16 protein-coding genes are annotated in these 18973 nt (G+C 61.7%); 7 read left to right on the top strand and 9 right to left on the bottom strand.

Annotated elements, in window-relative coordinates; translation table 11 throughout:
• The first annotated feature begins 28 nt into the window (after positions 1 to 28).
• On the top strand, positions 29 to 1402 hold the full coding sequence (locus CFE35_RS13025) for a phosphotransferase (RefSeq protein ID WP_292931047.1): 1374 nt from the start codon (positions 29 to 31) through the stop codon (positions 1400 to 1402).
• On the opposite strand, the gene CFE35_RS13020 is transcribed toward CFE35_RS13025, so the two are convergent.
• Complete coding sequence (locus CFE35_RS13020; RefSeq protein ID WP_292931046.1) at positions 1384 to 2544, bottom strand: MFS transporter; 1161 nt, start codon at positions 2542 to 2544, stop codon at positions 1384 to 1386. The two genes, CFE35_RS13025 and CFE35_RS13020, sit on opposite strands and share 19 nt — an antisense overlap.
• Before the next feature lie 323 nt (positions 2545 to 2867).
• On the opposite strand from CFE35_RS13020, the gene CFE35_RS13015 reads away from it, so the two are divergent.
• Positions 2868 to 3917 carry a VOC family protein gene (locus CFE35_RS13015; RefSeq protein WP_292931045.1) on the top strand — a complete coding sequence of 350 codons (1050 nt, stop codon included), beginning with the start codon at positions 2868 to 2870 and terminating at the stop codon, positions 3915 to 3917.
• Positions 3918 to 3968: 51 nt separating this feature from the next.
• On the opposite strand, the gene CFE35_RS13010 is transcribed toward CFE35_RS13015, so the two are convergent.
• The 3 genes from CFE35_RS13010 to CFE35_RS13000 form a co-directional block, all read right to left on the bottom strand.
• A complete protein-coding gene (locus CFE35_RS13010; protein ID WP_292931044.1) occupies positions 3969 to 5000 on the bottom strand; it encodes an amidohydrolase family protein in 1032 nt (343 codons plus the stop codon).
• A 131-nt stretch (positions 5001 to 5131) separates the two neighbouring features.
• On the bottom strand, positions 5132 to 5641 hold the full coding sequence (locus CFE35_RS13005) for a flavin reductase family protein (RefSeq protein WP_292931043.1): 510 nt from the start codon (positions 5639 to 5641) through the stop codon (positions 5132 to 5134).
• Positions 5642 to 5675: 34 nt separating this feature from the next.
• Positions 5676 to 6803: an alcohol dehydrogenase catalytic domain-containing protein gene (locus tag CFE35_RS13000; protein WP_292931042.1), complete on the bottom strand. Its 1128-nt coding sequence runs from the start codon at positions 6801 to 6803 to the stop codon at positions 5676 to 5678.
• Positions 6804 to 6826: 23 nt separating this feature from the next.
• On the opposite strand from CFE35_RS13000, the gene CFE35_RS12995 reads away from it, so the two are divergent.
• Positions 6827 to 7543: an SDR family oxidoreductase gene (locus CFE35_RS12995; RefSeq protein ID WP_292931041.1), complete on the top strand. Its 717-nt coding sequence runs from the start codon at positions 6827 to 6829 to the stop codon at positions 7541 to 7543.
• Positions 7544 to 7627: 84 nt separating this feature from the next.
• Here the strand turns inward: CFE35_RS12995 and CFE35_RS12990 are convergent, their stop codons facing one another.
• Positions 7628 to 8512 carry a TauD/TfdA family dioxygenase gene (locus tag CFE35_RS12990; RefSeq protein ID WP_292931040.1) on the bottom strand — a complete coding sequence of 295 codons (885 nt, stop codon included), beginning with the start codon at positions 8510 to 8512 and terminating at the stop codon, positions 7628 to 7630.
• Positions 8513 to 8726: 214 nt separating this feature from the next.
• On the opposite strand from CFE35_RS12990, the gene CFE35_RS12985 reads away from it, so the two are divergent.
• From CFE35_RS12985 to CFE35_RS12975, 3 genes are read left to right on the top strand one after another with little or no spacing between them, the layout of a single operon-like run.
• Positions 8727 to 10148, top strand: a complete 1422-nt coding sequence (locus CFE35_RS12985; protein ID WP_292931039.1) for a hypothetical protein — start codon at positions 8727 to 8729, stop codon at positions 10146 to 10148.
• A 27-nt stretch (positions 10149 to 10175) separates the two neighbouring features.
• Positions 10176 to 11576, top strand: a complete 1401-nt coding sequence (locus CFE35_RS12980) for an acyl-CoA reductase (RefSeq protein WP_292931038.1) — start codon at positions 10176 to 10178, stop codon at positions 11574 to 11576.
• Positions 11569 to 12819 carry an MFS transporter gene (locus tag CFE35_RS12975; RefSeq protein ID WP_292931037.1) on the top strand — a complete coding sequence of 417 codons (1251 nt, stop codon included), beginning with the start codon at positions 11569 to 11571 and terminating at the stop codon, positions 12817 to 12819. Before CFE35_RS12980 ends, CFE35_RS12975 begins: the two co-directional genes overlap by 8 nt.
• Here CFE35_RS12975 and CFE35_RS12970 read toward each other — a convergent pair.
• Complete coding sequence (locus CFE35_RS12970; protein WP_292931036.1) at positions 12783 to 13802, bottom strand: alpha/beta hydrolase; 1020 nt, start codon at positions 13800 to 13802, stop codon at positions 12783 to 12785. The two genes, CFE35_RS12975 and CFE35_RS12970, sit on opposite strands and share 37 nt — an antisense overlap.
• 118 nt (positions 13803 to 13920) lie before the next feature.
• Here CFE35_RS12970 and CFE35_RS12965 point away from each other — a divergent pair, with 118 nt between their 5' ends.
• Positions 13921 to 14343, top strand: a complete 423-nt coding sequence (locus tag CFE35_RS12965) for a nuclear transport factor 2 family protein (protein ID WP_292931035.1) — start codon at positions 13921 to 13923, stop codon at positions 14341 to 14343.
• 41 nt (positions 14344 to 14384) lie between these two features.
• Here the strand turns inward: CFE35_RS12965 and CFE35_RS12960 are convergent, their stop codons facing one another.
• From CFE35_RS12960 to CFE35_RS12950, 3 genes are read right to left on the bottom strand one after another with little or no spacing between them, the layout of a single operon-like run.
• Positions 14385 to 15995 carry a GMC family oxidoreductase N-terminal domain-containing protein gene (locus CFE35_RS12960; RefSeq protein WP_292931034.1) on the bottom strand — a complete coding sequence of 537 codons (1611 nt, stop codon included), beginning with the start codon at positions 15993 to 15995 and terminating at the stop codon, positions 14385 to 14387.
• A complete protein-coding gene (locus CFE35_RS12955) occupies positions 15970 to 17667 on the bottom strand; it encodes an FAD-dependent oxidoreductase (RefSeq protein WP_292931033.1) in 1698 nt (565 codons plus the stop codon). Before CFE35_RS12955 ends, CFE35_RS12960 begins: the two co-directional genes overlap by 26 nt.
• Before the next feature lie 11 nt (positions 17668 to 17678).
• The gene (locus CFE35_RS12950; protein ID WP_292931032.1) at positions 17679 to 18887 is read right to left on the bottom strand and encodes a hypothetical protein; all 1209 of its coding nucleotides are present in this window, start codon (positions 18885 to 18887) and stop codon (positions 17679 to 17681) included.
• Positions 18888 to 18973 lie beyond the last annotated feature (86 nt).

Raw genomic sequence — 18973 nt, 5'->3', positions numbered from 1 at the left:
GCCGCGCCGGAGAGGAGGATCGGTGAAAATGGTCGAAACGTCCAAGCTTCCGGCCGAGGAGCAGCAAATTGTAGCCTGGGTGGAACAGGCCATAGGTGCGGTCCGGCATATTGCGCGGGAGGGCCGCTGGCGTCCTTCCTGGAATGTCGATGCCCATTGCGACGGGCGGGATATAGCGCTGCACGTGCGGGGTGCACGCCAGGGCGATTGGCCTCCGATGCCGCTCAGCTACGAATGCGAGGTGTTTCGTCTTTTCGAGCGGTGCGGCGTGCGCGTGCCGCATGTGCATGGCTTTATTCCAAAACTGCCCGCTATCGTGATGGACCGGGCGGCAGGCGCGCCGGACCTCTCGCGCGCGGCAAGCGAGGCTGATCGAGAAGCGGTTCGCCAGCAGCTGATCGAACAGATGCTCCTGATCCACCGCGCCGATCCGGAGGGCATGGCACGGATCGGCGCTGTCCGACCACCCGATGATGACGAGGCAGCGCTCAGCTACTTCAGGCTGATCGAACGCCTGTTCACCGAAAACAGGGTCGCGCCCACGCCGGCAGTGGAGTTCGTGCGCCGCTGGATCAACCGCAGCATTCCCGCCAATCCCGACGGGGTTCGGCCGATCACCGTGGACGCTGCCCAGTTCATCTTCGAGGGCGACCAGTTGACGGCCATGCTCGATTTCGAGTTCGCCGGATTGGGTGATTACCACACAGACCTTGCCGCACTGCGGATTCGCAACCGCGCCGAGTATATCGGCGAGATCGACGACCTGCTCCACGCTTATGCCGCAGCGAGCGGTGTTGCGCCCGACTATCACCGGATCCGCTTCCACACCGCCGTCATCGCCATCCTGACGCCACTTCAGGTAGCGCGCGAACTGGCGACAGGCCCGCAAGGGATCGATTATCACGAGTACATGGTGTGGAACGCCTTCTGCGTTCTGATCGCGCTCGATTGCATCAGCGAGATGCAGGGCTGGGATCGCGAGACTTTCGAGGTGCCCCTGCCTTCTCCCAGCCGGCAGGCCATTCCGGCCCAAGTACTCGCACAGCGTCTGGCAGCAAGCGGAAGCGACGATGAGTTCTCACGCTATCAGGCGGAGAAGTCAGCAAGAGTGGTCGGTTATCTGGCAAAGGCGGCGCTGTACCAGCCGCAGTTCGATACGGACTACCTTGAGGATTGCGCGGCGCTGCTCGGCGTAAGACCGGCTGACTGGGTCGAAGCGGACCACCTGCTCGAAACGCGGATTTGTGCAGAAGATCCGGCAGATGACGAGGCGTTCGTGCGTCTTTTCACCCGCCGCTATCTGCGCGAATGCTTCCTTCTGGCCGATCCGTCCGATCGCAAGAATCACGAACAGATCACCACGCGCATGAAGCCGATCGGCGGTCAGCGCGCTGCGGGATAGGACCTTGCGAACAGCATTAGCCCTGACGCGACGGCAAAACAACCGCCAAGCAGCGCGATGACATCGCTGTAGCTGCCGCGCATCAAGATCAGCGGCGGTATCTGTTGCCCGCCCAGACATCCAAGCGTGAAGACGCCGTAGAAGATGCCGCCAACCGAGCCATATCGCTGCAAGCCGAAATAGCGCACGGTGAGGTAGGAGATCATGTTGAACTCGGCGCCGGTCGAGAAGCCCACGAGGATGGCGGCAAACAAGGCGACAGCATAGCCCGCAGGGAGCGTTAACACGGCTAAACTGCCGATGACAGGCAAGGCCAAGGCAAGTGCGGCGAGCCACGGCGCGAAGACGTGGTCAAGGAAAAGGCCTGCGACAATCCGCCCGGCGATCGCGGCAAGGCTCAGTGTACTGACTGCACTTGCTGCCAGCAGCAACGAAAAGCCAAGCGCAGTAAGCATCGGGACCAGAAAAGTAAGGTAGCCGGTTATTCCCATCCCCGCCAATGCGAAGGATGCGCAGAACAGCCAGAACTCCCGTGTCTCAAGCAGATTGTCCGGTAGCTGTTCGGAGGCCATTTCTGGCTCGGCGACGTTCGATGGGTGCTGATCGAGTTCCTCTGCCGGCGCCTGCCGGAAGAACAGCCACCCAAGCGGCAAGGCCGAGACCAGCATGTAACCCCCAAGAATGGCATAGGCAGCCTGCCAGCCCCAGCGCTCGATGGAGAACGTCGCGATCAGCGGTGCAAGCGCACCGGCAACGTTCGAGCCACACAGCACCAGCGAGAGCGCAAGCCCGCGTCCCGCTTGAAACTGTTCAGCGACCGGCCGCTGCCAGGTGATGGCCGATGCGAGCATGATGCCGATTGCCACAGCCGCAAAGCAGCCAAGGTATGCCGCGGGCGAAGGACCGACAAACCCGATGGCGGCAGTGCCTGCAGCAATTATGACGGTTCCTGAAAGTGCGAGGGGTCTCGCCCCGATGCGGTCTAGCAAACGACCGGCAATCGGCGCTCCAAACCCCACAAGAACCGAAATAAGCGCCTGACCGAGAAGAACTTTTTCCGCCCCCCAGCCGAAGTCCCGTCCGATTGGTCCGATGAAGATCCCGGCGGTGTAGCCGTGGATCGCAGAGAGGCCGACACCCATCCCCGCGCTCAGCAAAAGCGGCCAGCCTTCAGCAAATTCCTGGCCCTTTGTGAGCGCGAATCTCGTCGGCGGATTGATGTTCGTGCTCCTGTTCGCGTGCACAATAGCCGGTGTTGGCGCATTGCATCTTGTCCGTTTGGACGAGCACCGCAGCCATAGCTGGAGCAGGCTTTTTGGCAGCGCAGGCTCACCCAATCGGACTAGGACAACGCAGGCGCTTTGTCTTAGCCGAAGGCGGTACGGATTGTCGGCCGAGATTGCGGACCTTTTGCGCAGAATCAGCCGATCACGCAGTTGCAAACCCGGTTTGCTGGAGGTTCAGAATGAGTGGCATTATCCCGGTTACCGGCATGTATCACCTTGGCGTGGTGACCGATGACTACAAAAAGAGCATGGAAGCCTATTCGAGGATTTTCGGAATTCCGCGCTGGGAAATCCGCAAGCTGAAGAATGAATACTTCGGCAACCCGCGGGTACACGGCAAAGCCGTCAAGCAGAACTTCCTTTCGGTACTGGGTACCGGCGGGCCGATCTCGTTCGAACTGTGCCAACCGCTTGCCGGCGACGGGACACTCTATGCGGAATACCTCGAAGAGCACGGCACCGGGCTGCACCATGTCAGCCCCACGGTCATGAGCCAGGCGGACTTCGACCGGCTTTTGCCAGAACTGGAGAAGCGCGGTCTAGGTTTTTCGCAGAGCGCCGATATCAGCGACACGATCAGCTATTGGTACGTGGACAGCGACAAGGAGCTGGGGACGCCCCTGGAACTGATTACGCTTCGGGGCGACAAGCCGGCCGGCCGCGATCCGGACGAGATTGTCGAGTTTGGCCCGGAAGTGACCCACGCGCCAAACCGCCTCCCTATCGATAAACTCTATCACTACACGGTCGTAGCCCGCCAGTCACGAGACCTCATGCGCTCAGCCTACGAAGATCTGTTGGGCGTGGATCGCTGGTACGGTTTTGAAAGCATCCCCGGCGAAAGCGTAGTCGAGGGCACATATAACGGCGAGCCGGATACCAACCGGTTCAAGACGTGGTCTGGGCGCAAGGGCGCACTCGGGGTCGAGATCGTCGAACCGCTCGGCGGAGCCTCGATGTTCGAGGAAAAGCTGAACCGCAGCGGCCCTGGAATCCAGCATATCATGACCACCATAACGTCAGCAGAAAAGTGGGCGGCTTCGGAAAAGTGGCTGGCCGCCGAAGGCTGTTCGATCGCCCACCGTGCCTGGACGCCGGATCACACGGTAGAAGTGATCTTCGTCGATGGCCGTAACCGGCTCGACAACATGTATCTGGAAGTGCTTGTCCAGCACGAGGGTGCTGCAGAAATGGTCGGCCCGGAAGCGGACATTCTGCTCGGAAACTGATACGCGAGCGTCCCGGCATGGCTACACGCCATGCCGGGACCCAGAGCCGTGTCAGGCAGGGATCGTTGTTAAATCGAGATTGAACAGCGTAGCAGCGTTGCGCCACTGGATCTTTTCGTGCTCGGCGCTCGGCAGCTGCAGCTCGTCGAGCAGCTTGAACCCGTCTGCCCAATCCCAACCGCCGCGGTTGGAGCCCACGACGAGATTGTCCGCGCCCCACAGGTCATAGAGGAACTTGCGCGCTTTGAGGTCATGGACAAGAATATCGAAATAGAAATTCTGCATGTAATCATAGATCGGGCGCTGTGCCTTCACCCCCGGCTGCCCGGTCGTCCGCGCCTGCTCCAGCCGCCCGAGCTGATAGGGTGTCATCCCTCCCCCATGCGTGATGTAGATCTTGAGGCGTGGGAAGGCATCGAGCACGCCGCCAAGCGTGAAGTGGGCAAAGGCAACCGATTCAGAGTAGCAGTAACCGAGCACCCACGAGAGGTTGTACCGGTCTTCCTTGCCCGACGCCATCGGCGAGGGATAGGGATGGATGAAAATCGGCAGGTCATGCTCCTGCAGCGCCTCGTAGACGGGCCAATAGGCCTCGTCGTCAAAGTTCTTGCCGCCGAAATCGTCGGTCCCGAGATTGACGCCCTTTGCGCCCATGGCCGCTGCGCGCTTGATCTCGGCGACAGATGCGGCGGGGTCCTGAAGCGGCAGCGTGGCCAGGAAGAACAGCCGATCAGCATACCGCTTGCTGTCCCGCGCCATCAGGTCGTTCTGCAACTGTGCGAAGGGAATGGCAATTTCAGGCTCGGCCCAGTAGAAATAGAACAGGGGCGAAATCGTGATCGCCGCCATATCCACCTTCGCTGCATCAAGCTTGGTGACGATGCCAGCCGGATCCCAGTTCTTGCGCATGTCCTCCATAGGATCGAACGGTACACCGTCGGGTTGCGGCGGTAACTTCACCTCATAGGGCCCGACCACCAGCTTCCACCGCCCGTCGGCGTCCTGCTTGTATTCGGGGCCCCACTTGCCGGCCTTGCCGACAGCTTCCGCAAAGAGGGCGTGCCCGTGGACGTCAATCTTCATCGAATGCATTCCTCAATGCTGGAACGGAAACGGGTAGCAGGCACGCTGCATCCCGATTGAGGCCGAGGCCTCGCACAGGGCATGAACCGGCACATCACCCTAACGGACGGGAAAGCGCCGACACGCACCAGTCAGGCTGCGATCGATGTGGTGATGAAACGGCCATCTCCATAGACCAGCGGACCGAACTCTCCGGCCAGCCTGATTCCATCAAGGCGGCCCACAATGATGCTGTGGGTCCCGTAGTCGAACATGCCATCGACCATGCATGCGAAGTTGACCTGGGCATCAGCCAGATAGGGCACTTCGGCATGAACCCAGTCACCGTGCCCGAACCGCTCAGAGGGACCGACCTTGCCGCCAAACGCGAAAGAAAGATCCGAATGGTTCTGTCCGAGCAGATTGACGCAGAAACGCCGTCCCACAGAAAACGACGAATGGATGCTTGCGCTGCGGTTGACGCAGGCCAGCAGCGAAGGAGGTTCTGCCGAGAGAGACGTCACCGCCGTCGCCGTCATTCCGACGGGTTCGCCATCAGAATTGGTGGTCGTAATGATCGTCACACTCGCGGCCAGTCGGCGCATTGCCTGCTTGAAGGCATGCGCCAAGTCTTGTTCGGGACTAACAAATTCGCTGTTCATCGGGCGACCTGCATGAAGTGTGGGATGGAAATGATCATGCCAACCATGGGTCGAACATCACCTTGCAGTCCGTGCTCGGCTTGCGCAGCGCTTCGAATGCCGTCGGCATGCTCGACAGACCAACGGTCTTGGTGATCATGGTGCGCGGCTCGACATCGCCGCGATCGAGCACAGCAAGGACATCGCGGTAATCGGTCAACGTGTAGAGCACCGGAAACTTGATGGTTACCTCGCGCGAACCCGCAGCGGCCGCAACGAACTGCTCGGGGGCCATGCAGAAGCCAAGCGAAATGACCGTGCCGCGATTGCGCACGTCGCCGAGTGAGGCCTGAAGCAGCCCGGGCTTGCCAACGCATTCCACGACGATGTCGGCCAGTTCCGGCCCGGCTTCGCCCTCGGCGCGCTGGCCCGAGGGCAGGTAAAGCGAGCCTGCGCCCATTGTGCGCGCCATGTCTGCCCGCACGGAATTGCCTTCGATCACCTGTACCTTAGCCGCGCCGAGCCGGCTGGACCAGAACACAGCGGCCAGACCGATCGGGCCACAGCCGATGACGGTTACCGTCTTGCCGCGCAGATCGCCGGCCATGCGGATACCGTGGAGCGCCACCGCCAACGGCTCAACCAGGGCTCCATCAGAAAAGCTGAGCTCCTGCGAAAGCACAAGGCACTCAGCCGCGCCGGCGCGGGCGAACTGCGCATAGCCGCCACCGAGAAAGTTGAGACCCTGCGCACACCAGGAAGGTTCGCCGGCCTTGCAGGCGTCGCACTGGCCGCAGCCCTTGAGCGGCAGAGCCGCGACGCGGTCACCGATCTTCAGGCCATTCGCTCCGCTGCCAAGCTCGATTACCTCGCCGGATATCTCATGCCCAAGAACCGAATTGCACGCGGCCGTGATTCCGCCAGGCTCGGTCATATGCAGGTCTGAGCCGCAGATGCCGCAGCGATGTACCTTGAGGATGACCTCCCCGGCGCCAGGGCGAAGGTCAAGCACCTCCTCAACGGCCAAGGGCTGCCCGATTTCCTTGAATACGACGGCTTTCATTGATGCTTCACCTGCTAAGAATGAGGCGGAGATAGCCTGCCAGCCTGCGCGGTTGCCACGTCCGAAAGGACGAATGAAGAAGTGGCCACAAAGGGCATTCAAACGAACCTGAGCCGCCATGCAAGGTGGGCAGGAGCATAAAGATGACCCAACGCAAAATGGCCCTCGTCACGGGCGGCGCGCATCCGATCGGGATCGGCTTTGCAAGCGCCGCCAAACTGGCGGAGAACGGCTGGGATGTGATCGTGACCGGTCTGTCGGAGGCCGAAATCGCCTTGACGCCCAAGCATGACCACATTCGCCCAGTGATCCTCGACGTCAGGGATACCGAAGCAGTAGAGGCGCTGATTTCCAGTCTGCCAGCGCTCGATGCGCTGATCAATGCGGCAGGGATGTCTTCGCCTTCTGAATTCGAGATTGCAGACTTTAATCGGACTCTCGACGTGAATGTTAGCGGCACCATGCGCACTTGCGTTGCATCGCGCCCATTGCTGGCTCGGTCCCACGGCGCCATTGTCAACATTGCGTCGATCTACGCGACCTTCGGCAGTGCAGTCGTACCCGGCTATTCCGCAAGCAAGGGGGCAATCGTGCAGCTGACAAAGTCGCTCGCGGCGGCGTGGGGGGCAGACGGCATACGCGTCAACGCCATCTCGCCCGGCTGGATCCGAACTGCCCTGGCCAGTCCCGTGTTCGAGAATGAGGAGCATGTTGCCTACCTTACCTCGCGCACCCCGCTTGGACGACTGGGTGTCGCATCCGACTGCGGGGACGTAATCGCGTTCCTGTGCTCGCAGGAGGCACGCTACGTGACGGGCGTTACCATACCCGTAGACGGCGGCTACATCATCACCGGGTAGGCAGAGCGATCTCGTATTCGGCGCCGCCGATGGCATGTCCTCGCTCTGCCCCACGGGTGCGGGGACCTGCGTGCCGGGTAAAACTCAGTACTCGGCCGGGACACCTTTGAGACTGATGCGATAGTTGAGGCGGCGACGTCCGGGCTCATCGGAGAACTCGATGGGTGTCGCGCGGTGGATCACGCTGAAGTTGTCCCAGATCATGACTTCACCGGGCATGAGCTTGCAGGAAGTGCGGAAACGCTCCTGCGTGACATAGCGCCTGAGATCGAGCAACAGCTGTGCGCCTTCGGCTTCGGGAAGCCCCTCGATCGCGTAGCAAGACCCGCCGAGCCCGTAGAATGCCTTGCGCCCGGTCAGAGGATGGCACTGAACGAGAGGGTGGCGGACGGGATCAAGCTGCACCACATTGCGCCGCATCTCTTCAGGAAGGGTCTCGCGTGTCACGATGCGCTCGTCCGGAAGCGGGGTGGCCGCGCTGGTCGCATGCTTGACGGTCATCGCTTCGTAACGAGCCTTGTCCGCTTCGGGCAAGGCATCAAATGCGGCACCGAGATCGGCAAACAAGGTCTCACCGCCCTCTCCCGGGCTCTCGATACCATAGAGCATCGTGAAGCTGGCGACTGTCGCTTCATAAGAGCTGTCGCAATGCCAGTTGCTGGCCACATTTCGCAGGAAAGGAGGGGTGGACGCGCTGTTGCCCTGGCTGATCATCTCGGGATGGCTCTCGAGACGGTTGGAACGCGCAATCAGAATCACCGGATCGCCCCATCGCCGGGCGAACGCCACGTAGTCGTCGTTCGAAAGGGTTTGGCCGGGCAGAACGATGAAGTGGTTCCGCACGGTCAGATCGATGAGACCGCGCAAGGTCTCGCGGCTGAGGCCGCCAGCGATCGACACACCGCTGACCTTTGCGCCGAACAGACCCGGAAGGCGTTCAACCTCGAAATGGGTATCCACCGCCGCCATCGCGCCTCTCCACTGGCTTTGCCGCCTGCGCACAGACCATTCCCCGTAAAGAGGCGAACGACCGTCGCAGGCTCCTTGCCAAGCGACCATGCGCCCCAGCAACCGGCCGCTCATCGTCTGATCAGGTGAGGGAGAAGCGGACCGACCGCTTTAGGTTTGACAATAGACCGGCAAACCGCACCACAAAAAAATGCTGGATGACAGGAGAGTCATGATGACAGAAGCAGGCCTCGCCCGGCAGGTCGATCTCGCCGAAGCTGCGGACAATCCCGAACATCTTCTTTGGTTGAACCGGACCACCTGCATGAGCTTGAGGGCGGCTGACGTCGCGGCGCTCCAGCTCTCCGCGGTGCGAGCCCGTTTCAGCGCCTTGCGCGATCGGTTGCCGGTCCTCAGGAATCTCGCCGCCGAACAAGGCGTGGACAGCATCGAGACGCTGAACGATGCAGCCCGACTGCTGTTCAAGCACTCGGTCTACAAATCCTATCCTGTCTCGTTTATCGAGCGCAACCGCTTCGACCGCATGACGCAGTGGTTGCAGAACCTGACCACGGCCGATCTTTCGCCAGTGCGGACCGAGGGCATCACGAGCATCGATGAATGGCTCGACGCACTCCTGCGCGACGCAGGCGTGCGAATCATCCATTCGACGGGAACCAGCGGCAAACTCTCGTTCCTTCCGCGCGGCCCGGTGGACCGGGGCGTGCAGCTGCGCTCGACCCGTCTCGTTCATGCCCGCGACGGCGAGAACGAGCCGACCGGGATGAATCTCATGCCGACTGTCGTGATCGGCCATCGCATCATGTTCAACGGCTATGGTTCTGGTCTTGAGGCGACCCTGGAGGAACTTTACAAAGGCGATGAGAGCATGATCGTCACGCTCGACCCTGGCCGCCTGAGCGCTGATGTCCTGTCATTGGGCGGCCGGCTGGCGGCTGCCGGCAACAAAGGCGATCTGGGACGGGCACAAATCTCCCCCGCCCTGCTGGCCAGGCTTGACGAGTTTCGCGAGGCGCAGAAATCGGCACCCGAACGCCGCGCGCGTTTCTTCGACACGCTGTTCGAGCGCCTGCATGGCAAGCGCGTGATCATGGCGGGCAACTGGCTCATGTACCATGAGATGATGGAGATCGGGCGCGAGCGCGGTGCCAACGGCATCTTTGCGCCTGACAGCCTCATTCTTTCTGCCGGCGGCACCAAGGGCAAGACCTTGCCCGAGGGCTACCGCGAAGACATCCAGGCTTTTCTGGGCGTCGATCATATCAATGAAGGCTATGGCATGAGCGAGATGACGTCGCTCATGCCCAAGTGCGCGGCCGGCCACTATCACGCGATGCCGTGGATGCTGGTCTTCCTCCTCGATCCGGAGACGGGTGAACCGGCACCGCGCCATGGCACCCATACTGGGCGTTTCGGAGTGATCGATCTCGCCTTCCGGGAACGCTGGGGCGGCATCCTGAGCGGCGATGAAGTGACGATGACTTTTGGTACCTGCGACTGCGGCAGGGACGGACCGTTCATCGCTGATCGCATCCGGCGCTACAGCGAGATCGAGGGTGGCGACGACAAGATCACCTGTGCTGGTGCGCCCGAAGCCCATGACAAGGCGCTCGCTTTTCTCGCCGAGATGGATTGACCGGCTGTGACAAGGCAGGACTTCCACGTGCCGCTGATCATTCGCGGCAAGATCGTCGGCGAAGCTGATCAGGTGCATGGCGGGCGCGCGGGCGGCATCACCTTCACCGCCCCTGATGTCGCGCAGCACATGGGGGCGCTAGCCTTGTCTTCGCCGGCCGTACTGGGCGATCTCTACAAACTGTCGTTTGAGGAGATTCTCGATTTTCTGGAGGAACTGGGCAAACGGCTCAACCTGTACAACCCCTGGGTCGAGGAAGCTTATCGGCTTTCATGCCTCACATCGGGCCTAGGGCCTGACATCCTGCGCCATATGTACGAGACAATGGGGGCGGCGCTCGATCGGCGGTCGATGCGCGAAGTAGCAGACCGTACCATCGGGATTGGCCACCTCGAAGGCTGGGTTGAACAGAAGCTCGAGGGCGGCCTTGTCGCGAGGGTCCGCGCGTTTGGCGCGCGAGCAGTTCACGTCGTTGCCGGAAATGCGCCGGGCACCTCGGTTCTGACCGTCGCGCGCAACGCACTCACACGCGGGGATGCGATCATCAAGACCCCCAGCAACGATCCGCTCACAGCGGCCTGTGTTGCCCGCACGATGATCGAAATTGCGCCCGACCATCCGCTGACCCGCCACCTCAGTGTGGCCTACTGGAAAGGCGGAGATACCGGTGTCGAGGAGCTACTCTATCAGCCCCGTCACATCGAAAAGATCGTGGCATGGGGCGGAATGGCCTCGATCAAACATATCGCGCGCTATGTGCAGCCCGGAATCGAACTGGTGACACTTGATCCCAAACTCAGCTCTACGATCATCGGCGAAGAAGCCTTCGCCGATGAGGCAACTATGCAGCGTATCGCAGAAGCGCTGGCGGTCGACGCAGGGGGCATGAATCAGGAAGCTTGTGTCAACGCTCGTGTCGTATGGGTGCAAAGCGGAACGGGTCCCGACGGGATCGATCGCCTTGTCCGCCTCGGGGAGCTCGTTTACACGGCGATCCAGGCGTTGCCCCCACAGCTCAGCGGGCCTGCTGTCCGCCTCAACGCCGACCTTGCTGATGAGCTCGAGGCGCTGCGATTGACTGGCGACGAGTGGTATACGGTTTTGGGCGGCGGTTCGGGTGGTGCCGTTATCGTTTCAAGGCTGGACGAGCCGGTCGACTTTGCCCCAATGCTCGCAAATCGGGTGGTAAACCTCGTCCCGTTCGACGACCCGGATGTGCCGGTCGGTGCGGTTACCAGCTATACCCAGACCATCGGCATTTACCCCGAGAGCCTGAAACATCAGCTGCGCGACAAGCTCGCGATCCAGGGGGCCCAGCGCCTCGTAAGTCTGGGGCATGCACTCGCCATGCCCAATCATGGCATCCAGGACGCCATCGAACCCCTGCGCAGGATGTGCCGCTGGATTGTGGAGGAACAATTTGACTGAGCAGCCCTTGCGGCAACACCTCGACAACTGGCACCAAGATTGGCCAGTGGTCATTGCCGGAACTCTGGGCATCTTCACCGCTGTCCTCTATGTCTACTCGACCGGATTGTTCATCGACCCCTTGCGGATAGCCTATGGCTGGAACCGGACGACAGTCACTGCCGGCATGATGCTGGTTGGGGCAGTGGCGACGTTCGGCAACATCATCGTCGGCAGACTGCTGGATCGGGTCCCGCCCGGCCGCATTGCGCTGGGTGGATCGATTGGTCAGGCGCTAGGTTTCGCAAGCCTGGCCCTGTCGGGACCCGGCCTGGCAGGATGGTGGGCGGGTTGGACCGTGATTGCCGTTTCGGCCGTGGCAATCTCCGTTCCGGTCTGGCTTGTAGCGGTCGTGCGCTTGTTCTCTCGGACGCGCGGCTTGGCGTTGGCAGTCGGCTATAGTGGTTCATCGATCGCCGCGTTCAGTGTACCCTGGCTGACGGAACGGTTGATCGAAGTCTACGGCTGGCGCTTTGCCTATGTTGGGGTAGCGTTGATTGCGATGGTAACCGGCAGCCTCGCGTCGTTGATCCTGCTGCGGTACCGCACACTTCTGACTCCTGTTGCTGCGGTCAGCCCAGCGGTCCAGGCCAAAGACACCGATCCATCAGTCTTGTCACTTCTGACAGGCACTGTGTTCTGGCGGATGGCGGTGATGAGCCTGATCGTCACCCTCGGGGTCATCGGTCTGACGGTCCATTTCGTCTCGATCTGCACTGATCACGGCATTGCGCGAAACGAGGCGGCAGGTCTTGCCGGGTTGATTGGCATCGCGGGCGTCGCAGGTCGCCTTACGACAGGCTACCTGCTCGACCGTTTCCGGGTTACGATCATCGGCGCGCTTATCTTTCTGTTCCCGGCGACCGCCTGCGTGACCCTCTGGCTTGGCCACCCTGGTCCCTTGGGAATGGCGTTTGTCGCCATGGCCATCGGTACCTCGCTCGGTGCGGAACTGGATATTATGGCCTATGTAGCAGGCCGCTACTTCCCCCTTACCCGCTACGGCTTGCTCTTCGGCATCCTGACTGGGCTGGTAGGAGGCGCGGCCGGCTTTGGTCCGCTTTTCGCAGGATTTCTGAGGGATCTGACCGGCAGCTACGGGAACTTCGCAGCGCTGCTTTCAGGCGGCTTTCTACTCGTGTCATTACTGGTTGGAACGCTTGGACCTTACCCCAGCGCTTCTGTGTCTGGCGGCTCCAGGTAAGCCGCCAGACACTGCGGACTTTTCTCGCCCGCCTCGCCAGAAAGCATGGTGCGAAATTCCGCTGCAAGCGTGTCGCAGGCTTCTGCTGAGGGCGGCAGAATTTCCGCAAACTGGAAGAAACCGTGGGTCAGCCCTTCCCAAGTCAGGTCGCGCACGACCACACCGCTGCTTTTCAGCCGGGCACCATAAGCGACGCCTTCGCTGTAAAGGGGATCGTAGCCAGCGATGGCCAGCAGCACAGGCGGCAAACCGCCAAGATCGGCGGCGCGCATCGGTGATACCCGCGGGTCAGTCCGCATTTCATGGTTGGGGACATACTGATCCCAGAACCAGCGCATGGCACCGGCTGAGAGCGGTATCTGATCCTTGAACTCTTGGTAGGAAGACGAATCGAGATCGCAATCCGTCACCGGATAGATCAGCAGCTGCAGCGCGATCCTGGGACCGCCCCGGTCCCGCGCGAGCAGGCTGACCACCGCCGCAAGATTACCGCCGGCACTGTCTCCGCCGACAGCGATTGGTGCATCTGCCGCTAGTCCCAGATCCTGGCGGTGGGCAGCCGCCCAGCTCAGCGCGGCATAGCAATCATCGACGGGAACCGGGAACGGGAACTCCGGTGCCAAGCGGTATTCGATTGAAAGCACTGCACAGCCACTCGCCTTGGCGAAGCGGCGTAGAACGGCGTTGTATCCATCGAGATTCCCAAGGACCCAGCCGCCACCGTGATAATACACCAGCAATCCCGTGCTCTGCGCGTCAGGGACGTAAAGCCGTGCCTTCAGCGGACCATCGGCTCCATCGACCATAAGATCCTGCTCGCGGGCCATTGCGGGTCCCTCACCCATGGCCTTGCCAGACTCGGCAGCGGCAGCTTTGGCTGCCAGCGGACCAATCGCTGCGAAATCGGGTGGCATGCCTGCCGCACGCATGTGGTCAATGAAGCCCTGCATGTATGGATCAAGTGTCATCCCGTTCTCCGGCAAGCGTTTGCAACCGATGTGCAATGGGCGGGCGATCTCAGCGCCGTCCGTTCGGACGCAGACGGCACCCCCCTGCCCGTTCAGCTAGGCCTCAACCCTTCCTTTCCGCACGGACCGGACCATGCCGCACGAGCAGAACAAAACCATCGTGAAGCGGTTGTTCGCGGCGCAGCTGGGCAATGACCTGGCGGCCTATGCTGAGCTTCTGGCGGATGACCTGCAGTGGGAAATCATGCAATCTGGCATCGATCGTCCCCGCTCAAAAACCGAGATGCTTGTCATGCTGGGCGCCGTCCACGCCGCCCTTGGCACTGGCAACTGGGACAAGCAGATCGTGGGAATGGTGGCCGAGGGCGACAGCGTCGCGGTCGAGGCGACCGCAACGATGGAACTGGCAAATGGCAAGCTTTACCGCCAGCGGTATCACTATCTCTATCGTTTGCGCGGGGGACAGGTGTTCTTTGCGCGAGAATACCTCGACACGCAGGCGGCGGTAGAGGCGTTTCGCGGTCTGCCTCCTATCGCCGCCCCGAACCAGGCCTGAAGCCGCCTCCCGGCACCCCTCCCCTCACTTCAGACCCTGCCTTATGCCTGCTGTGCCGCGCGATCGGCGAGGAGCAAGTCTGCTGCCCGCCATGCGAGCGCCATAACCGGAGCATTGGTATTGCCCGAAACCATCTGCGGCATCGCCGAATTGTCGATGACGCGCAGCTGCTCGGCTCCGCGCACGCACAACCGATTGTCCAGCACATCGCCCTCGCTCGGTCCCATCGCGCAAGTTCCCACCGCGTGATAGCCGCAATAGCCGCCATCGGAGGCTGCCCTGACGATGGCATCTTCGCCCTCAATCGCGGGGCCAGGATGGGTCTCGTGCGAGATCAGGCTGGCGAGCGGTTCCTTGCGGCTCATTTCTCGCAGGAATGTGGCAATTCCGCCCATAACCTTACGGTCTTCCGGATTGGCCATGAAGCTTCCGCGTATATCGAGCGGAGCGTTTTCGCTAGCGCCCGTTATCGCCACTGAGCCCTGGCTGGTCGGTCGGGCCGGATAGGCAATGATCAGCAGCCCCCCGTCCTTCTCAACCACGGGCAGCCGCTCCGACTGGTCCAGCGTCATGGGTGTCGCAAGGAATTGAGCGTCGGGCCGCTCCCTGCCTTCGGTGCTGAAGAAGCCGACGACATCAAACGCGGCCTGCGCCAGCGGCCCTTTTCGCAGTAGCAAATACTGAAGGCCGCTGACCAGCAAGCCCGGGCCGCGCATCCACCGATTGTAGCCGCGGTTTCCCCGCAACCGGAACTGGAACTGGATGGAACGATGCTCCCGCATGTTTTCACCAACACGGGGGCTGTTGACCACCACCGGTATGCCATGAGTGGAGAGCAATCCCGAAGGACCGATCCCGGATCGCTGGAGGATGGCCGGAGAATGGATGGCACCAGCTGAAAGGATAACTTCCCCGCGGCAGCGATAGACGATGTCATGCCCACCCGAGACGCACTCGATCCCAACGGCGAGCGTGCCGTCGAACAGGACGCGCCGCGTCAGTGTGTCGGTCACCACGGTCAGGTTCGGTCGCTTGCGCACCGGTTTGAGGAAAGCTTTTGCGGCGCTGACACGCAGGCCTTTCCAGACAGTTCGCGCCGAATACCCAACGCCCTTCTGGCCGGGCCGATTGACATCCTGCCTGGCCGGCAAGCCCATGGCCGCAGCCGCTGCCACCAGGGCATCGCAGACCGGATTCGGCTTGGTTACTGAGACATTGAGCGGACCGCCGGTGCCACGGACGTCATCGGCGCCAAGCTCGTGATTCTCGATCGCGCGATAGGCCTCGCGCATCACGTCCCATTCCCAGCCCGTCACGCCTGCCGCGGCCCAATCGGCATAATCCTCGGGCTGGGCGCGAACATAGATCATGCCGTTGATCGAGGAGGAACCACCCAGCATCTTGCCGCGGAGCCAGATTTCCGAAACATTGCGATCCGAGACCGTTGCGGGCATCTGCCAGCAGTGCCTGGGGTCGGCCATCAGTTTTACGAGGCCGCGCGGGAAGTGGATCAGCGGGTTGCGATCTTCTGGACCAGCCTCGACCAGCAGCACCTTGATCGCGGGGTCGGCCGATAGCCGGTAGGCGAGCACACATCCCGCTGCCCCCGCACCCACGATAATATAGTCATAGCTCTGATCCGACGTCGGCATTCAATGTTCCTCCTGCGTGGCGGGCGGCGCGGTAGGCGAAGACGGCCGCCGGCCCCAGTGTCGATCCTGGCCCCGGGTAGCCGCGTCCCATGACTGAAGCGGTCGTGTTGCCGCTGGCATAGAGGCCCGCAATTGGAAGCCGCGCCATGTCCAGGACCTGGCCGTCGCTGTTGGTAAGCAGACCGCCTTTGGTCCCAAGATCGCCGGGATGGATGCGCACGGCCCAGAAAGGCGCCTGCTCCACCGCACCCAGGCACGGGTTCGGCCCAACCGCATCGTCGCCGTAGATGCGATCGAACAGGCTGTCTCCTCGTCCGAAGTCGTGATCTTTGCCGGTCTTTGCGAAGCGGTTAAAGCGCTGCAAGGTCTCCTTGAGCGTGGCCGTATCGATGCCGCATTTGGCTGCAAGCTCATCAATCGTTGCCGCCTTGATCAGGAAACCGGACCGGATCAGCTTGCTTGGGTTGTAGCCTCCGAGCAGGTTCGCGAAAACATAGCGGCGGCGGTGCCGCGCATCCATGATGAGGAAGGATGGGTCGGCTGGATAAATGCGGCTGCGCTCGACCATAACGCGGCCAAGATCATTGTAGGGCGCAGCTTCGTTGACATAGCGGCGGCCGGTGCGGTCGACGATAAGGCTGTGCGGCAAGGTACGCTCCCAAAGCAGGAAGCTGCGCGATCCATCGGGAAAGAGCACGCTTGCGCCCCACCAGGCATCATCCATAAGCGCAGTTGCCGCGCCTAGTTTGATTGCCGCCGTCAGCGCGTCGCCTGTATCTTCCGGAACCGCCACGGTATAACTGCCCGCGACAGCCTGATGACTGCGACGCAGCGCATCGTTGCGGGCAAATCCGCCGGACGCCAAGACAACACCCGCTTTGGCGCGCAGTTCACGCCGAACGCCCCCGCTTTCAACGACCGCGCCTACGACGCGGCCACCTTCATGGAGCAAATCGACGATGGCGCTGTTGAGGCGAACGTCCACGCCCAGTTTCAGCGCAATCTCCATGAGACGCCCGGTCAGTGCCTGCCCGATGAACATTGGCGATTTGCCGCGCAGGCGCCACCATGCCGTACGCAAGGCCACCGTCAGTCCGTTGCGCATGGCGCGCAAATCGCGTGTCGGCATCAGCATCGACTTGAATTCATGCGGTTTGACAACGACGGCCGGGATGCGAACCATTGCCCGCATCGACTTGCGCCATGCACCTAGAGCAGCCCCGTCGAACAGCTTCGCATTGACGCCGCGGCCATACGAGGCGCCCTCTGCTTCGGGATAGTAATCGGGGAATGGACTGAAATCCCACTCGAAGCCGAGATCCGCCAGAAACCGGACCATTTCCGGACCCGTTTGCAGAAAGGCTGCCTGACGTTCGGGCGAACTTGGCGCCCCCCCTTGTGAGGCGTGAGCCGCAAGGTAGGCAGCGGCCTCGGCCATGTCTTCATCAACGCCGTTCTCAGCCATCAGGTGATGACCAGGAATCCACAGCGAACCACCCGACATTGCGCTGGTTCCGCCCCATTTGTCCGACTTTTCGACAATGACTGGATTGAGGCCGCAGCAACGTGCCGTGATGGCTGCAACCAGCCCTGCAACGCCGGATCCGGCTATCAGAAGATCCGACGCAGCGTCTCGCGCCTCGCCGGGTGCTCCCATGGCAATCCCGCTCACTGTGAGGTCATTCAAAGGTTGTAGGACTTGGGCGGCAGGTCCCAAAGCACCCGCGAATACTGCTCGGCAATAGGATCCCAGACCACCGCGATCGAATGCGACATGACTGAGATATCCCGGTAGTAGCGCTGCAGCGGATTGTGGTCATAAATGGCGGATGCCCCGCCCACCTCGAACAGGCGATAGGCCGCGTTGAGGCAGAGCTTGACGCAATAGGCCGCATTCCGGCGCACGGCCGCGCGCTCGAGCATAGTCGGCCGATAGTCGGCATCGGCCCATTCGTGGAACAGACGCACATCGCCGGCATGGATCTGCCGCGCCGCGTGAACCTCTGCCGACGCTTCGGCGATGCGCAGCTGGTTTGCTGCACGATCAACGAACATATCTCCAGTTGTCATCTCGCGCCGACGCGGCGCCTGGTCGGAGAACACATCAAGCATCCCCTGTGCTGCGCCGATGATGGCGCAGGTGATGACATAGCCCATCCAGGGAAAGATCGGCAGTTTGTAGAAACGACTGGGATGGAGCTGGCGCCCGACCGTATCGCCATTGGCCATGAGCTGCGCATCGAGCGTGCGGTGTGGCGGTACTCTCGCATCGACAACCCGGACACGATTGCTCCCGGTGGCGCGTGCACCTGCGGTTCGCCAATTGTCGATGATCTCGAACTGCGAGCGGTGCAGCAACATCTGCTGCGCACCCTTCTCGGTAAGCCGGTTCAATTGCAGCCAGTCCGCATAATCGACCCCGCTGGCGAAGTCCCACTCGCCATTGACGAGAACAGTGTCGCCCTGATCCTCGAACACGGCCCGCACCACTCCAGATGCGGTGGCCATCTGCACGTCATACGAGGCCGCCCAATACTCCTCTTGGGTTTCCTTCGGCATCATGCCGATCTGGTGATTGTGGAGCGCATAGAACGCAGCGTTCCAGCCTGTTGAAGGGTCGGCACGTCCGAGTTCGAACGCAATTTCGTAGACCTGATCAATATCGAGGCCAACTCCTCCGAACATCGGCGGCTGCGCGACACGAAACAACCTTGCGTCCCGCAGCTGCCCAAAGGTTTCGGGCAGTAGCCGCCGGTTCGCCTCTGCTTCGGGCGCGCGGTCCTTCACGAGGGGCCCCATGGCCGCAAGCCTGCGCCGGAATTCGTCGACCCCGAAGGTTTCCTGCACCCGCGTGCCGGATGGTAGTTCAGCGAGGTCTGCGGTCGGCACCATGATCGTCACTCCCCTTCAGGCACCATCGGCCTACGGCATCACGTCCCCGCCCCAACTCGTCCAAACGCACTAGAAAGTGCATTTGC

It is taken from the genome of Novosphingobium sp. PASSN1, assembly GCF_002278815.1.
This window is presented reverse-complemented; position numbering and strand designations above follow the sequence as displayed.

Excerpts from the sequence above, each read along its gene's own strand:
- CFE35_RS13025 (WP_292931047.1), top strand. The coding sequence starts at position 29 with ATGGTCGAAACGTCCAAGCTTCCGGCCGAGGAGCAGCAAATTGTAGCC.
- CFE35_RS13020 (WP_292931046.1), bottom strand. The coding sequence starts at position 2,544 with ATGGGTGTCGGCCTCTCTGCGATCCACGGCTACACCGCCGGGATCTTC.
- CFE35_RS13015 (WP_292931045.1), top strand. The coding sequence starts at position 2,868 with ATGAGTGGCATTATCCCGGTTACCGGCATGTATCACCTTGGCGTGGTG.
- CFE35_RS13010 (WP_292931044.1), bottom strand. The coding sequence starts at position 5,000 with ATGAAGATTGACGTCCACGGGCACGCCCTCTTTGCGGAAGCTGTCGGC.
- CFE35_RS13005 (WP_292931043.1), bottom strand. The coding sequence starts at position 5,641 with ATGAACAGCGAATTTGTTAGTCCCGAACAAGACTTGGCGCATGCCTTC.
- CFE35_RS13000 (WP_292931042.1), bottom strand. The coding sequence starts at position 6,803 with ATGGCGGCTCAGGTTCGTTTGAATGCCCTTTGTGGCCACTTCTTCATT.
- CFE35_RS12995 (WP_292931041.1), top strand. The coding sequence starts at position 6,827 with ATGACCCAACGCAAAATGGCCCTCGTCACGGGCGGCGCGCATCCGATC.
- CFE35_RS12990 (WP_292931040.1), bottom strand. The coding sequence starts at position 8,512 with ATGGCGGCGGTGGATACCCATTTCGAGGTTGAACGCCTTCCGGGTCTG.
- CFE35_RS12985 (WP_292931039.1), top strand. The coding sequence starts at position 8,727 with ATGACAGAAGCAGGCCTCGCCCGGCAGGTCGATCTCGCCGAAGCTGCG.
- CFE35_RS12965 (WP_292931035.1), top strand. The coding sequence starts at position 13,921 with ATGCCGCACGAGCAGAACAAAACCATCGTGAAGCGGTTGTTCGCGGCG.
- CFE35_RS12960 (WP_292931034.1), bottom strand. The coding sequence starts at position 15,995 with ATGCCGACGTCGGATCAGAGCTATGACTATATTATCGTGGGTGCGGGG.
- CFE35_RS12950 (WP_292931032.1), bottom strand. The coding sequence starts at position 18,887 with ATGGTGCCGACCGCAGACCTCGCTGAACTACCATCCGGCACGCGGGTG.